This window comes from uncultured Cyclobacterium sp., assembly GCF_963976465.1.
GTDB lineage: Bacteria > Bacteroidota > Bacteroidia > Cytophagales > Cyclobacteriaceae > Cyclobacterium.
Genome location: NZ_CAXBOC010000048.1, coordinates 1 through 16,900, shown reverse-complemented (window position 1 = coordinate 16,900; position 16,900 = coordinate 1). Strand labels below are relative to the sequence as shown.

Below are 16,900 nucleotides of genomic sequence, written 5' to 3'. Positions count from 1 at the left end.
CTAAATTCGGGGTTTTTGTGTTATATTTTTGTTATTTATTACACTGGTTATCAGGTAATTAATAAATCAGCAAGAAGCCCTATTTAATAGCGCATAAATAAAAAACCCTCCTTTAAGTTAATAAAGGAGGGTTTCTATTTTACCAGTTTCTATCTTCTAAGTAAGCGTCTAGTTCTTCTTTACTCATGGGAAGGTCATTTTTCTTATTTAACCACTCCATAAAATCAGCTTTAATTGCTTCACTCCACCTGCTGTCTATTTCACCTGCAGTATATTTCTTTTCTTTCAACCTCATGTGGCCAAATTGATCTCTTAGGGCAGTAAACTCCGCATTGATTACCAAGTCTTCCACCAAATGAGCAGGAATAAATATTACTCCCCATTTGTTAGCCAAAACAGCATCGCCAGGCAACACTGTAGCCCTTCCAATCCTTACCGGATAGTTTATCGTAGTAAGCATCATATCTTGAATATAAGAAGGATCATGACCTTTAATCCAGAGATTAAATCCTTCAATTTTTGATAAGCCAGCCATGTCTCTAACAGATCCGTTAAAAATTACACCTCTTTTAGAGTTTGAATAAATGGCAGTACCTAAGTTGTCGCCAATCAAAGTTCCATCGGCAATCTTACCATAACTATCAGCGATATAAACATCGCCTTCTACCAAACCATCAATCGGCCAAGAGTTGGTTCCTCCGGATTGAGCACGTCCTTCTTCTTTCCCAATCTTCTTTACCAGATTGTTTACATCTTCTCTGAATGGCATATACTGAGCAGTTACTGCCCTACCCGTCATCACTTCATTCTCATCCATAATCACCCAGTCATTTTCAAACTGGTTGTTATAGCCTTTATTTCTTAATATACCCCATGCTTCTTCCATAGAGATGGCTTTTAACCTTTCTAAGTGTTCATCTGAAACTTTAGGTCTTCCGTCAGGAAATCTTTCCCCTTTCCATTCGGACGTCAGTGCAATTATCTGTTCGGGACTAGGTGAAATCTGCTGGGAAAAACTTTCCGTAATAAATGCAGACAAGCATACCAAGCATACAAGCAAAATCTTCTTCATCATTTTCTATATTTTAACTAATTAAACGTGAATTTCCTCAAAAGAATGTAATAAAACAACCAGTCTTTCATCTAAATTGATAACCATCATTTTAGTAAACGATTTCATCAACTCCACCACCTGTCATTCGAACGATCAGTATTCCATTCTTCAGTAGGTGCAAAGTACTCAGTACCATCTTGTAAGTGTTCCTTTATTACCTCCTCATTCAAGTCAATTCCCAGCCCCGGACCTTCCGGAACTTTAGCAAAGCCATCTATGACGAGTGGTTTGGGTACGTCTTTTACCAAGTCCTCCCACCAAGGAATATCAACAGAGTGATGCTCCAAGGATATAAAATTTTCTGTGGCCGCCGCACAATGAATATTGGCCATAAAGGAAACAGGAGTGCCAGCAAAATGCATGGCCATTGGGATTCCTTTTTCTTCTGCATAATCCCCAATTTTTTTGGTTTCCAAAATTCCACCGGAAGAAGCCAAATCAGGTTGGATCATGTCGATGGCTCGCGCATCAATCAACTTAATAAACTCTTCTTTAAGAAAAATATCTTCGCCTGTCAAGGTGGGCGTTTTGATGGCATCCGTTATCTGCTTCCATTTTTCAGTATAAAACCAAGGAACCATGTCTTCAAGCCATGCCAAGCGATAAGGCTCCAGAGCTTCACCCAAGCGGATACATTCTTTATAATCAAAATGACCAAAATGATCTGCAGCTAAAGGAATATCATAGCCTACTTTATTTCTTACAGCGGCAACATATTCAACCATTTCAGCAATACCTTTATCTGTAATTTGTACCCCGGTGAATGGGTGGCCGGTTCTACCATAACTCCCATATTCCGAATCCCAAGCCTTGCCTTTCTCAAAAGCCCTGGTGTTCACAACAGATCCCTCATTGTCTTTGACCATTTCCACACCAAAATCCATTTTTAGAAAGGTATAGCCTTTGTCTTTTCTGGCCTTTAACCGGTCTGCAAAGACTTCAGGATCATTGGATTTAGTAGTATCTGAATATAGCCGGATGGAATCTCGGTATTTACCGCCCAACATTTGGTAAATTGGAACATTATAAGCTTTTCCTGCCAAATCCCATAAGGCCATTTCAATGCCGCAAACCCCGCCGGCCTGTCTGGCATGGTTCCCAAAAAGTTTGATTCTTTTAAAAAGTCGCTCAACTTGGCATGGGTTCTCCCCTAAAATCCTACTTTTCAAAACAAGTGCATACCTGGCACTCGCACCATCCCTGACTTCCCCCAAACCATAAATTCCTTGGTTGGTATCAATTCGAATAATTGGACACCGCATGGGAGCTCCTACAACTTCTGCAATTCTTAAATCTGTAATCCTTAAATCTGAAGGGTTTGAATTTCTATTGACATGCTGCATGGAATGTGCCAGGGTGTCTTCAATGGGCATGGACATAAAAGCACCCAGGCCCAGCCCTCCAAGTGCCGCCTTTTGAAGAAAGGATCTTCGGTCGGGAATATTTTCCTTCACAAAGCTGCTCGGTTGAGGTTTTTTCTCAATTTTACCTGCATCTTTTGGTAGGTCAAAAAGATGTTTAAACTTTGGATTGTTTTTTGGTTTCATTGTCATGGTCTTTGTTATTTAATTATTCAAAAAAAGGTATTTCTTTCACTGCATATTTTTTCATGCCTTCTTCATTAATTTCCACCCCAATTCCTGGTTTTTCGGATAGCTTAATAAACCCGTCAACCGTCCTTTCTCCCTCATAACTTACAATGTCTTGCCACATCTGGTCTGTGTCCATATAAATTTGCCATTCCATGATTTGAAAATTAGGAACGGAGGCACAAACATGGCAAGAAGCCATGGCTCCTAAAAATGAAGCAACCATATGGGGACTAAAGGGCACATAAAACAAATTAGAAAGGTTGGCGATCCTTTGTGCTTCACCAAGGCCCCCTGCTTTCTGAATATCAGGCATAATTATATCCGCCCCACCTTCACTTAGCAGGTTGACAAAGCCATAGGCCAAATAGACATTCTCTCCCGTACAAATCGGCGTACTGGTCTGTTGGGTAAGCTGTTGATATAGCTTGGGGTTATCTGCAGGAATGGGCTCCTCCAGCCACATCAGATCAAGGTCTTCATACATACGGGCCATTTTAACTCCTGTGATATAATCATACCTGCCATGCATGTCCACACAGATATCAATGTTTTTTCCAACTTCCTCTCTTACGGCAGCTATGGCATTGTACATCCGGTCAATTTCGGCAGGGCTTGCCGTCCAGTTAAACCTATCATATTTGTTCGGATCTCTCCCATCATCTACATCAAACTTAACCGCAGTATAGCCTCTATCCACTGCTCCCCTGGCAGCTTGGGCATAATCTTGAGGGCTTGGATTTCTGGATGTGTAAAGCGCAGTATCACAATACACCCTGATTTTATCTCTAAATTTCCCTCCCAATAATTGGTAGACAGGGACACCAAACACCTTACCCGTAATGTCCCAAAGAGCTGTTTCTATGGCTGTTAGTACAGCCACAAATACGCCCGATTGAGCGCCTCCGAAAAATGCTCCCTTCCTTAACTGTTCAGCAAGCCGATTGGGGTTAAGTGGGTTTTCACCTTTGATTTGTCCACCAAGTCTTTTTACAAGGTGGTAAGTACCATGAATGGCATCAACTGCTTCTCCACATCCATATATATCTTGATTGGTATAAACCTTTACGTACAATGCACCCCTCACATAACCACATTTTACATCAGTAATCTTTAAGTCTGAAGGATTGGAATAAGAGGGTCTCTTTTCTACCGCGGCAGTTAGTGAGGATCCGTAACCGGATAAAAAAGCTGCTCCGGTCACTCCCGATAATGCGGCTTTAGACAAGAATGATCTTCTTTTTAGGTTTTTGTTCATGATAGGTTATTTGGGTTAAATCAATTATTGAAAAAAGGTCAATATTTTTAAATACAATTCAATAAATAGCGTATTGTATCACATAACAAGCTATTATTCTATACATTAAGGATTCCTTTATTTAGAATTACCAGGTTCTTTCTTTTAAAATTTCTTCGATTTGTTCCTTTGGAATGGGCAAATCTTCTTTGTGGTCATTAAGCCATTGTGAAAAATCTTTCTCAATTTCAGGAGACCAGCGGGTATCAATTTGTCCTGCAGTATAAACACCTTCTCTAAGCCTGCTGTGGCCAAACATATCTCTGAGCCTGACCACCTCTGAAGTGATCACTACCTTCTCGGCCAAATGGGGAGGAATAAAGGTAACGGCCCCATCTCTTCCTAATACCACGTCGCCGGCCATTACAGTAACTTGTCTAATTTGGGTAGGTGTATTGATTCCAATTAACATGGTATTGATATCTCTAACTGCACCATCATATACGATTCCATTTCCTGACTTGGCAAAAATGGCATTGCCAACGTTATCACCTATAGTTGGTCCACCTTTGTGAAGACCAAATTGATTGGCCACGTATACATCACGGGGCACCAATAGGTCTACAGGCCAACTATTTTGCCCTCTTTTCCCCTCAGCCTTTCCCCTTTTATCAATAGCATCATGTATATCTGGTCTTCCCGGCATAAAAGTGGCTGTTAAGGCCCTCCCAACCAAAACGCTATCGGAATGGATGGTTTGCCAGTTTTCTGCATATTGGTACTTATAACCTTTAAAACCGCCCAAGCTTCCTCATGCGTTACGGCCTTCATCCTGTCCAGAATCTCATCGGAAACTTTTGGGCGACCATCTTCATATCTTTCTCCAGACCAGTTAGGTGTGAGAAATAGCATCTCTTCTTTACTAATTTGTTGCCCTATACCTTGAGCAATAACTAGAAAAGAAATAATATACCCTAGGGCTATTGACATCAACTTTCTCATGGAAAACCGGTTTAAAGTAAAACGAAGATATAAACCCATCTCTTCATAGAGATGGGTGTAAAAAAAAACTTATTTACCAACGAACTTTTTGAAAAGTCCAACTTGGATGAACCTTTCTCATTTCTATTTGATCGTCCCTTTTGGTCAAGCCGGCCTGAAGGTATTGTTGATGCAGTTTTTCCAAAGCTTTGCGATCAAGTTCCACCCCTAAACCTGCACCTTTAGGTACTTCAACAGAGCCATTAACAAAGGGAATACTTCCACCTTGTATCACCTCTTCAGATTGCCATGGATAATGGGTATCCAATGCATAGGGAACCTCTGGAAGTGCTGCGCCTAAATGTACCATGGCGGCCAAAGATATCCCCAAATGGCTATTGGAATGCATTGAAAGTTTCCTTCCAAATGTGCTACAAAGCCTGGCCAACTCCATAGAAGCTTTTAAGCCTCCCCAAAAATGATGATCGCTTAAAATAATATCTTCAGCTCCAAGACGAATACTTGCAGGAATTTCCTCAAATGAAGTCGTACACATATTCGTTGCAAGGGGAGTTTGAATGGCCTTTCTTAACTTGGCCATTTCTTCTTGCCCACGAACCGGGTCTTCCAAATACTCTAAAATGGATTCCATTTCTTTACCATATTTGAGGGCTGTTTCCGCCTTCCATATGGCATTGGGATCAAACCTTAATGGCATTTTATCCCCAAATGCTTCATGCAAAGCAAACATGGCGGCCACTTCTTCCTCCGGTGGAAAAGCCCCACCTTTTAGTTTTATAGATTGAAACCCAAAATGTTTACACATGGCTTGGGCTTGAGCAACAATTCCTTCAGGATTGATGGCCTCCTCCTGCCTGGCTGCATCCCAGCCAGTGGCATTTGGTTTGGTTCCAAAACCCAAGGGTCCTCCGGCACCTTCATATTTATAAAAAAGATAAGCTGCAAAAGGAACTGCGTCTCGCATTTTACCTCCTAAAAGGTCTACAATTGGGCGATTTACTACTTTTCCGATTATGTCAAGGCAGGCTACTTCCAATGCCGAGAAAACATGCACCAGCTTTCTTTGATCCCATGGTGCATCCCCCCTATCTTTACTCGTATCGGTACCGAAATGGGAATTAATTGAAGCTTGCAATTGGTTAAGCTGATAGACATCCTTACCAATAATCAAAGGTGCTGCTTCCGCTAGAGAATCATTGATGGCTTCATTTCCCGGAATTTCACTAATTCCTACGATTCCATCCTCAGTAACTAACTCCACAATTGTTCGCAAGGCATATGGAGCATGTAATCCTGCTGCGTTAAGTAAGGGGGGATCTGTAATCGCGATAGGGGTAATGACCATATCTTTTATGATCGGCCCCCTACCTGATAAATTGTTGTTCATAATTTTAGACTTGAAGGTTTAGTCCACATTGGAAAATTTTTCCATTAACAAAGCCAAGGCGCTGTGGTCTTTTTCATCCATTCCCGCAGCCAATACAGCATCCATATGGCTGGCTACAAGCGCCGAACCATAAAGTGGCACTTTAAATTCTTTTCCGGCCATTAAGGCAATATTCATGTCTTTTCTGTGCAATTTGATCTTAAAACCCGGCTCAAAATTTCGGTCAATTATTCTTTGACCATGGAGGTCTAGAATGCGACTCTGGGCAAAACCTCCCAATAATGCTTCTCTCATTTTCTCAAGATCTACTCCTGCTTTTTTGGCCAAAGTAAAAGACTCGGCTACAGCTTGGATGGTCATTCCCACAATCATTTGATTGCAGGCTTTGGTCATCTGACCCGCTCCGGCATCCCCTATCAAAACTGCACTTTTTCCCATAACTTCAAACAGTGGCATGGCAGTATCAAATGCAGACTGCTTTCCTCCTACCATAATTGAAAGATTCCCTTGTTCTGCACCAACTTGCCCACCTGAAACAGGTGCATCCAAGGCATCTACACCTTTTTTAAGCATGGCCTCCGCAACTTCTCTGGCAGTGGAAGGGGCAATAGTAGACATATCTACAAACACAGCACCTGACTGGATACCTTCCAAAACCCCTCCTTCTCCAAAAACAACTTCATTTACTTCAGGAGAATCAGGAAGCATGGTGATAATAATATCAGCATGCTCTGCCACTTCTTTACATGTGGAGTAAGCTTTTGCTCCTTTTTGGGTTAAATCTCCCGCTGCCTTGTTGCTGTCTAATACAATAAGATCATACCCTGCATCAATTAAGTTAATGGCCATGGGTTTTCCCATGATTCCTAATCCTATAAATCCTACTTTTTTCATATTAGTTGCGTTTTATTTTATTTGGTCACTTATTAATAGTCTTTTGTTAATCAAGCGTTTTCGGCCTCATCTTTTAAAGCCTGAAGAATGCCTATAATGTGTCCATAAGCGAAAGCAAAAGCTTGTTCACCCGAACCTTCAGCTTCGTGTTTTGGGACATGATCGGGCATCACCATCCCGTCAAATTCCACATCCCTTAAGGCCCGCATTACATGGAAAAAGTTCATCTCTCCATTGTCCGGAAATACTTCTTGGAAATTGTTATAATTTCCTTTAATATTTCTAAGGTGCACATTAAATATTTGCTTTTGCTTACCAAAATATTCTATAATGGGGAAAATATCATTCTTAGGATCTCGAAGCCCCTCAGCAATGGACCCAATACAGAAATTAAAACCATGATAGGGACTGTCCGACAATTTAGCAAACCTCTTCATTCCTTCAAAAACTTCAGGACTATTCCATCGCATTATTCCTTTGTATTGATCCGGTACAGGTGGGTCTGCAATATGGTTTCCCAACTGAACTTTATACTCCTCTGCCACCGGAACAATCCTATCCAGCATGTATTTTATACGTTCAAAAATCTCATCAGCATCTACATTGCCGGCTACAGTCAGTGGTTGCTCCCTTTTGAGGGCTTCTTCATAATTCCAAGTACTGTAGGAAGCATTTCCTCTTTTGGGATCAATGGTTCTTCCGGTTCGTAAAACAGGTAAAATGGTGGTGTTATAATTTAATAATTTAACCCCTGTTTTGGCAGATACCTGAATCATTTGCTGGATCATTTCTATTTCTCTGTCTCTCTCTGGGGCTTTCCCCAACATAATATTTGGGACTACCACACGGTCAATTCCTGCGGAAGTGAGCGGAAGATGATAGGCATCTAAACTGATACCATATTTTTCACAAGCATCTCTTTTCCTTAAGGAATCTTCCAGATCCCAGCCTTTTCCCGGGATAAATTTTGGCATGCCTCCATCCATATTATACACACCATGCCTAGCTTTAAAAGCCAGGTTTTCTTCTGATGTCCCACCGGACTGGCAACCTACTTTCATTAAAACTTTTTTTGCCTTTCTGTTCGTTGGTTTCAGTGTTGACCTATCTGCTCCTATAGCTACACCAGCCGTTGTGAGCGCTCCGGCGGTACCGGAAGCAAACAGCTTCATAAACCTTCTCCGCTGTAAAATTTTTAAAATGTCTTTCATATTACTTTTGGTTAATTATTTTAAACTAAAGGAAAAATTTTTGCGGCTATCATAATGGTTACCAATCCTACAATTCCCATAATTGTAAGCAAAGGAGAAAAAGTCCGCAATGCTTCTTTCTCAGTTAAATTACTCATTTTACATACAATCCAAAATCCGCTGTCATTCATCCAAGGAACCAATTTGGATCCACAAGCTATGGCCAACCCCAAGTAGAGGTGATGAAAATCCAAGCCGGTGGTAGACATACCCGATAAAATACCGGAGGCAGTGATCATGGCCACAGTAGCAGAACCTTGAGCCGTTCTCACCAAAGCTGTGATAAAGAATGCCAGAGGAATAAGGGCCATTTGATAGCCAGATGTAAGCTCGGCAATTCTTAAACTAATCCCTGTTTGTTGCAACATAGCTCCGAAAGCTCCACCTGCAGCAGTTATCAAAATAATAACTCCTCCGCTAGTTAATGCAGACTGAACAGCCCCTTTCATCCCTTTATCAGCTTTTTGATTTTGAAGATAAAGTGTCAACAAAGCAGCCATAGCCCCCATGATTAAGGCCATATTTTTCTCTCCAAAAAACTGAAGTATAAAAAGCAAAACATTACCATTATCGGCACTGTCCATCTCCATAAAAGTGTGGACCGTAGCACTCCCTGTAATAAGCACTAGAGGCACCAATATTGGAGACAAAGAGATTCCCAATGATGGCAATAGCGCAACATCTTTATTTGCCAATGCTTCAATTTCACTCAAAGGAGCATCAATGGATTCTCTTAGTGGAATAGGATTTCTTTTATTTACCCATACAGCAAATAAATAACCTACAATAATGGTCACAGACCCTACTAGGAAACCACCTACCATCATCATGCCGATGGGAATATCCATTTCAGCAATCAAAAATAGAGGTCCCGGAGTTGGGGGCACCAAGGAATTGGCCATGGCTGCTCCTGCTGTTATACACAATACGAGAAGTAAATATTGCTGCTTCAACCGCATGGCCATCGCCTTGGCCAAAGGTATCATTAGATAAAATACAGTATCAAAAAAAACAGGTATTCCTAAAAAGAAACTCCCACTCAAAAATGCCAAAGGTGCATTTTTTTCACCTGTCATGCCTAAAATAGATCTTACGATCCGTTCTGCAGCACCACTCATCAACATGGCTTTACCTATAATGGCGGCCATGGCTATTAAAATACCTATTTTCCCTACGGTACTTCCAAAGGCCGCAGCGATACGTTCTCCTATAGAGGTATTGGCCAAGGCCTGTGCAGCCGATTCAGATTGCCCCTTGCTTAATGCAAAGTCAACAATTGCTGCTTCCGGAGTCAACCACGCCACCACTAGAGCAGCCACTATCAGCGCAATAAAAGGGTTTAATTTCCCGGCTATGATGCCACCTATTACGATAAGCATCCCTATGATTAGAATAATTAAAGGGTCTTGCAACATCTGTTTACCCTTTCTTATTTTTAGCCGAATTCAGTTGGCTAGCCATGGCTCTTGCACCATTCGCGACAAAAGTAGCGTCTGCTCCACATGCGATTAACTGAATACCCAGTTCATTGTATTTTTGGAAATCCTTGGGATCGAAAAGCAGGATACCGACGGCCTTACCACCTTTTTTTGCCGCCTTCACAATTTTATTTACGGCATCTATAAATAAAGGGTGAGACAAATCTCCATCAATTCCCAGAGCCATAGTAAGGTCTGAAGGGCCTATAAATAACACATCTACACCCGGAAGCCCGGCGATTTCATCCAGTTCCCCTAAGGCTTCCACTGTTTCAATTTGGATAACCCCTAAAAGGTTTTCCATTGTACTACTTTTATAAGTATCGAAATTCTTACCAAATCCTGTTGACCTGACCATTTTTGCTACTCCTCTCTTTCCATTAGGAGGATAATGAATTCCTGCAATGGCAGCTTTGGCTTCTGCTGCTTTTTTAATCTGAGGAACCATTACTCCGTTGGCTCCAAGATCCAATACCCGATGAATCCTTTCCTTTTGATGACTCTCTACTCTCACCAAAGCTGTAGCGGGAGTATTGGATAAGGCCTGGAGTTGGTGCAATAAATCACTCTGTTCACCTGAACCATGTTCTAAATCAATCAGCACCCAGTCGTAACCTGATGAACCCACAATTTCTGCTGTTACAGCACTGCCTAGGTTTAACCAACAACCGGCCAAAGCTTCACCGGATTTTAATCTTTCTTTTATATTTTTCATTTTAGGTTTATTGTCAATAACAATCCATACAAAACAGCCTCACCATTTCATATGTATTACCTGAAATTCAGTTGATTTATTATAACCTTGGCTATGTCATTGAATTTTCAATACATAGCCAAGGTTTTTACAATTGGAATAATAGGTTGTTAAATACTATTGCTTTACGTCCCACCAAACTCTGGTATCCAAAATATCAGGACCCATTCTACTGGTGGCCACATCTATATTTTCCTTGTTTACTGTCAACTCCGCATCAGGATAAGTAAGCCTTCTAATAAAGTCTTCCTCATTCAGATCACTTCCGGGATAAGGGTTAGGAGTAAGATTGGGATAACCGGTTCTCCTGAAATTAGACCAAGCTTCATGACCTATTAAAAAGGAAGAAACCCAATATTGCGTATTGATTAATTCCAGTTCCTTTCCTTCTTCTAGGGGGTGTTCAGCAATATAGGCATCTATCTCATCAGAGGGGATGGCAACATTAATTCCATAAGATGCCAATTGCTCCATATGCGCTCTTATCCCTTCATGGTATAATTCTTCAGGATCTCCGGGAGCCCATCCGCGAAAAGCTGCCTCTGCCCACAATAACATCGTTTGAGAATAGGTTACCAAAAAGTTTGGCGCTTCAGGATTTCCCATTCTGCTCCTATCCAATTGACTATAATCAAATAGACTGGCAAGTCCTTCATTTTCCACAACAGGGATGATGGTAGTATTGTCATACCCTTGAGGCATACCTATTTGGGCATCAAAAGTTCTCACCGCATTGGCTTCCACCTGATCGTTTCCACTAAGTGCTCCAACATACCTCACTCCTATAGCTGTCAATCGAGGATCTTCATTGGCCTTAAAGAAATCAACAAATTCCTTATCAAGGTAATAGAAAGGGGCTTGCCCTCCATTAAGGTTAGTACCGACACCATTTCTATAGTCGGCATTGTGTCTTACTACAGCATTGTCTGCATTGGATTGCATCAAACCTCCTGCAACCGCCTTGCTCGCATAGGAAGCTGCTGCTGATGGATCAACTTTAGATAATCGCATTCCTGCGCGTAGAAGTAAAGCATTCCCTAATCTTTTCCACTGATCGATATTGCCACTATACATAACTTCCTGACCAATATCATCCTTGGAAGCATCAAGTCCTTGGACTGCTGCTTCTAAATCGCTTAATATGGAATTGTAAATACTTTCCTGAGAGTCATACTTGGGAAATACCACGCCATCGATATAGCCTTTTCCGGCTTCAGTATAAGGAATATCACCATAAGTATCTGTCAAAACAATGAAAGCGTGGGCTTTCCAAATTTTCAAGATATGTTCCAAATTAGTTCTATCCGGCATATCCTCCAGTGCTGCTAAGCCATCCACCAGATTTTTTATGATGGTTTCATAATAGGTATACCAATTGCCTTGGGTAGCTGCTCTATTGTCCTGATTTAAATTACCTCCTGTCCCAACTCCCTGGAAAGGAGTAATCATCTGCCTCACTATAGTCACTTCATAGGTCAAGTTATTGTAACCGGGTGAACTGGTAATTATGGCTTGGTTCAATTGAAAAGTGGGGTCAATTGACGTTAATCTGACCGGATTGGTATTCATTTCATCAAATCCTGAATCACAGGAAAATAATAGAAATAACAAAATGACTGGGTATATATATGATTTTTTTGACTTTTTCATCGCTAATAAATTTAGTTGTAACTCCTATTTCATTGCTAACTGCAAAGTCATTAAAACTTCACATTCAGGTTAAAACCCATACTTCTCGTAACCGGCAATCCTGTAGCTTCTAAACCAGCTCTATTATCGGAGATTATACCATTTTGGTCCGGATGGATATGAGGCACCCATTTCTTTATTACAGCAACATTGTTTGAAACCACATTCAGTCTCAATCCTTTAATAAAGTTATTCTCCGGGATCAGGTCAGTTAGGTCATACCCCAAAGTCAGCTGTCGCAATTGCCATGAGCCTGCATTGAATACAGACTGTTCGGACATTCTTCCGGAACGAATCGTTTCATAGTATGTTTGTACCGGAGCTTGAGCGGTGTTTATTTCTCCGTTAGGATTTACACCATCTCCGACAACAAATCCTTGCTCTCTACCAATAAGGGTAGCTTTGTCAAGACCATGCCTGTAAGCATTGGTATGTGTCCCTGAAATCAATTTGTGTCCCAATTTAAAGTCTATCAAAAAGGAAAAACTTAATTTTTTATAATTGAAACTATTGGTAAAACCACCTACCCACACCGGGATTGCCGAACCAAAGTTTATTTGCTCATTTGATCTTAAGGGTCTACCACTGTTTGGGTCAAATACTTGTCTTCCCTGCTCATCTCTTAGGTAACCCCAACCATACAATTGGGCCATGGGTTTTCCTACTTCTTGTCTTAATTCTCCGTGAAATTCCGCAGTACCTACTGTAATAAAAGTACCATCTACATCATCTCCAAGACTTAAAACCTTGGATTGGTTATAGGAAGCATTGGCTCCAAAATTCCATTCAAAATCAGAAGTTTTTATAGGAGAAATATTCGCATACATTTCTACTCCTTTATTTTCGCTTTCCCCAACATTGATGAGCTGATTGACATAACCGGAGGCATTAGAAATTTGGGCTTGTAAAATTTGATCAGAAGAGAGCTTGTCATAATAGGAAACTTCAAACCGTAGGTTATCAAATAAGGTCATCTCCAATCCAATCTCTTTTTCTCTAACCCTCATGGGTCTCAAATTGGAATTAGGTACCACTGAGCCACTAACACTTCCTACAGGCTGTGCCACACCATTGGAGTTTGGAAATTGTTGCTGGTTGATATTGTAAAACAGATTGTTCGCATAAGGCTGAACATCTGTATCACTACCTACTTCCGCATAAGCCACCCTAATTTTTCCAAAAGTCATCCAGTTAGGCAAATTTTCAAATGCTTGAGAGAAGACAAAACTACCGGTGATGGAAGGGTAAACAATACTTCTGTTGGCAGGAGAAAGTGTAGAAAACCAATCGTTTCTAACCGTACCATTAAGGTATAAAAAGCCTTTCCAAGATAACTCTGTACTACCATATAAAGAGTTCACTTGCCTTTCAGAAATACTGTAATTGGTAGTAATCTTACTGGCATTTCCAATGGTATAAAGATCTCTGGTATAGAAATTTTCCCCCAGAAGGGTGTTCACATCTAATTTTCGGTACATCTGGTTACCACCAAGGTTAACCATTAAGCCAAAATCACCAAAAGATTTGTTCATACCCAATAGAAAATCTGTATTGACCTCTCTGAACCTTCTGATATCCTGGATATATTGACCATTGACAAATCCCGGAGGGGGAGAAGATTGTCTTTGAGAGCCCGTTGGCAAATTGTATTCAGAATCTCTGGAATAAAAGTCTTGACCAAACCTTCCCTGAACATATAACCAGTCAGTAATGTCATACCTGGCAGTTATATTTCCATAAACCCTATCTCTAATATTGTTTTCAAACCTTGAAAGGGCAAAGTATGGATTGGTTCTATTGGTAAATCTTGAGTAAGGAAATTCATCCCCATTTTCATCAAAGGCATATTGCTCCAATAAATCCAAAGGCATGGTACTCGAAAGCGTGTAGATGACCACAGGACTAAAATCCTGTTCTGCTATATTAGGAGGATTGATTCTATCCTCTTTGGAATAATTAATATTCCCGGAAACCTTTAATTTTTTTATGTTCTGGGTAAAACCCAAATTAATCGTTTTTCGATTGTAATTAGAACCTGGTAATATGGCCTTGCTGTCCATATTTGCTACCGACAAGCTAAAACCACCGTTCTCTCCTCCGGAAGATAAGGTAACGGTATTGGAAAGCGTCGAACCATTTCTATAGTAATCTCTAATCTTATTGGGTTGCGCAGTGTAGGGAACTTCTATTCCATCAAATAATATTTGTGTCATTCCCGGCTCAATTTTTTCTCCAAAGCTCCAAACTCCCGAAACAGGTCTGGGTGAAGTAGGTCTTAGACCGCCTTCTCCTTGTCCATATTCATATTGATAATCAGTAAAATCAAGAGGGGTATCATTGGTATAATTGGTATTGAGCTCTATTTGAATTCCGGAGCCTGTAGCCCTGTTTCGCGTGGTGATCATTATCACACCATCTTTTGCCCTGGCACCATAAAGTGCTGAAGCTGCAGCTCCTTTCAACACAGACATAGAGGTGATATCATCAGGGTTTATACTGCTCAATCCATCTCCACTATCCGATCTCCTGTTACTTCCAACTTCAGATACATCTCCACTGACACCAAAATTGGTATTGTCTATGGGCACACCATTGACAATAATAAGTGGGCTGTTATTTCCTCCAAAAGAGGACACTCCTCGAATCCTGATTTTACTACTACCCTGAGGTCCTGAACCCATGGAAGAAATGTTTACCCCTGCAACTTTCCCTTGAAGGGAATTGATAAAATTAGGGGTTCTGTTGATGGTCATTTCTTCAGATTCTACCGTAGAAGTGGCATAACCAAGGCTTTTAGCCTCTCTTTTAATCCCTAAGGCGGTCACCACAACTTCTTCTAAGCCGGCGATGTTCTCCTCCAGGGTAACATTAATGATGGACCGGGAATTGATTTGAATCCTTTGCGTCGTGAATCCTATATAGGATACCATTAACTCTCCATCTTCAGGAGCTGTTAATGAGAAATTACCGTCAATATCCGTTATGGTACCAACTGTGGTTCCTATAACGGATATGGCAGCCCCGGGAATTGCTTCCCCTGATTTATCTGTAACCTGACCTTTAATGTTTATGTCAGCCCGTTCCAGAACAATTTCAACCTTTTTTTGATTTGGTTTTTCACCCAGATACTTAACACTAATATTGTTGTTAACCTGCTTGAAATGTAAATTTTTTAGACGCGCCAGATCCTTTAAAATGTCTGCAACTGTCCCCTTACTTCTATCGAGTGTAAGGACCTCGGTGTCTTCAACTGCCTGATCTGTGTAGAAAAAACGATAATCTGTCTTACTTTCTATATTACTTAAAAGATCTTTCAAATTTCCTTCAAGGAAATCCAATCTTATTTTTACATCTTCAATACTTTTGGCAGTATTGGCAGCTGATGTAGGCAGCACGGTGATTATGCTTAATAACCCAACGATAAGTATCCTATACTTTAGGCTATTAAACTTGTTAAATAAAACATGTTTCATGGAATTTTGGGTATTGGTTAGAAATAATTATAGTACTACTTATTCATTCATATTATTGGTATTTATCGTTACTTGGTTTTTATTGATATCAAAACTGAAGTTCAAGGCGTGGCCCAATACATTTAAAACATTTGTCAAATAGGTATTTTTCGGAAAATCTCCATTACATTTTTCTTTGGGTGTCTCTCCTTTAATTGTAATTTCAACGCCATACCAGTTTTCTAATTTTTTGACTACTCTTTCGAAATCTTCATGGTTGAATTGCAGAATACCTTCTTTCCATGGGGCGATTTTTTTGGGATCAACACTGTATTTTTTCATTTCACCCTTATCGGATGATATATTACTGGCTTCTCCCGGGGACAAAATTAATTCTTCTCCTGAGCTAGGGTTCAAAATCTTTAATGAACCTGTTGCCAATCCAATTTCAACGGATTCAGGAAAAACAGAATTGACGTTAAAAGAGGTACCTAATACTTGTGTTTTAATGTGGGAAGCCTCTACCGTAAAAGGATGATCCTTGTCTCTAAAAACTTCAAAAAATGCTTCTCCGGTTAAAATGACTTGACGGTTCACTACAAAATTTTCCGGGTATTTAATTTCACTTCCAGCATTTAGATATACCCATGAACTATCCGGTAATAAGATCTTAGATTTGATTCCCTGTGGATTGGATTTAATAAGCCATACAATTTCTTGCTCAATTTTTCTTTCTTCCTTATTCCTCTCCGGCCAAAAACCAAGGTTCTTAAAAACCAATAATAATGCGATCAGGCAGGCAGCATATTTTAAAACAGATTTAAATGCAGAAATTTTTGTAGAATGAAGGCTTTTAAAAAAATCTTCATTGTTTTTGGAAGGCAGGTCTTTGTCGGACTTTGGACGAGAAGTCTTTGGGTGCTGAGTTACTTTTATTGATTTAATTTCTTCCTCTTCAGCCCAAGTTTCTTTCAGTAGTTTTTGATAGCTTCTTTTTCCAAGATCACTTTCAAGAAAATGCAAAAATTCAATCGCCTCCTTTTTTGAAAGTTTG

At 40.4% G+C, this 16,900-nt stretch carries 11 protein-coding genes and 1 pseudogene; all 12 read right to left on the bottom strand.

Annotated elements, in window-relative coordinates; all coding sequences use genetic code 11:
• Window positions 1-139 precede the first annotated feature (139 nt).
• Complete coding sequence (locus tag AAC037_RS04490; protein ID WP_339901857.1) at window positions 140-1,075, bottom strand: RraA family protein; 936 nt, start codon at window positions 1,073-1,075, stop codon at window positions 140-142.
• Between the two features lie 104 nt (window positions 1,076-1,179).
• The gene (locus tag AAC037_RS04485; protein WP_339901856.1) at window positions 1,180-2,667 is read right to left on the bottom strand and encodes a mandelate racemase/muconate lactonizing enzyme family protein; all 1,488 of its coding nucleotides are present in this window, start codon (window positions 2,665-2,667) and stop codon (window positions 1,180-1,182) included.
• Window positions 2,668-2,683: 16 nt separating this feature from the next.
• Complete coding sequence (locus AAC037_RS04480) at window positions 2,684-3,961, bottom strand: mandelate racemase/muconate lactonizing enzyme family protein (RefSeq protein WP_339901855.1); 1,278 nt, start codon at window positions 3,959-3,961, stop codon at window positions 2,684-2,686.
• 127 nt (window positions 3,962-4,088) lie between these two features.
• Window positions 4,089-4,930 (bottom strand): annotated as a pseudogene (locus tag AAC037_RS04475) (RraA family protein).
• 85 nt (window positions 4,931-5,015) lie between these two features.
• The gene (locus tag AAC037_RS04470; protein WP_339901854.1) at window positions 5,016-6,329 is read right to left on the bottom strand and encodes an enolase C-terminal domain-like protein; all 1,314 of its coding nucleotides are present in this window, start codon (window positions 6,327-6,329) and stop codon (window positions 5,016-5,018) included.
• Between the two features lie 18 nt (window positions 6,330-6,347).
• On the bottom strand, window positions 6,348-7,223 hold the full coding sequence (locus AAC037_RS04465) for a 2-hydroxy-3-oxopropionate reductase (RefSeq protein WP_339901853.1): 876 nt from the start codon (window positions 7,221-7,223) through the stop codon (window positions 6,348-6,350).
• Between the two features lie 50 nt (window positions 7,224-7,273).
• Window positions 7,274-8,434, bottom strand: a complete 1,161-nt coding sequence (locus AAC037_RS04460; RefSeq protein WP_339901852.1) for a mannonate dehydratase — start codon at window positions 8,432-8,434, stop codon at window positions 7,274-7,276.
• Window positions 8,435-8,454: 20 nt separating this feature from the next.
• The gene (locus AAC037_RS04455) at window positions 8,455-9,888 is read right to left on the bottom strand and encodes an SLC13 family permease (RefSeq protein ID WP_339901851.1); all 1,434 of its coding nucleotides are present in this window, start codon (window positions 9,886-9,888) and stop codon (window positions 8,455-8,457) included.
• A 4-nt stretch (window positions 9,889-9,892) separates the two neighbouring features.
• Window positions 9,893-10,666 carry an aldolase/citrate lyase family protein gene (locus tag AAC037_RS04450; RefSeq protein WP_339901850.1) on the bottom strand — a complete coding sequence of 258 codons (774 nt, stop codon included), beginning with the start codon at window positions 10,664-10,666 and terminating at the stop codon, window positions 9,893-9,895.
• Window positions 10,667-10,822: 156 nt separating this feature from the next.
• Window positions 10,823-12,355 carry a SusD/RagB family nutrient-binding outer membrane lipoprotein gene (locus tag AAC037_RS04445; protein WP_339901849.1) on the bottom strand — a complete coding sequence of 511 codons (1,533 nt, stop codon included), beginning with the start codon at window positions 12,353-12,355 and terminating at the stop codon, window positions 10,823-10,825.
• A gap of 50 nt (window positions 12,356-12,405) precedes the next feature.
• Window positions 12,406-15,867, bottom strand: coding sequence for a SusC/RagA family TonB-linked outer membrane protein (locus AAC037_RS04440; RefSeq protein ID WP_339901848.1), 3,462 nt, complete (start codon window positions 15,865-15,867; stop codon window positions 12,406-12,408).
• 39 nt (window positions 15,868-15,906) lie between these two features.
• A partial coding sequence (locus tag AAC037_RS04435; RefSeq protein ID WP_339901847.1) for a FecR domain-containing protein occupies window positions 15,907-16,900 on the bottom strand: 994 nt, incomplete at its 5' end.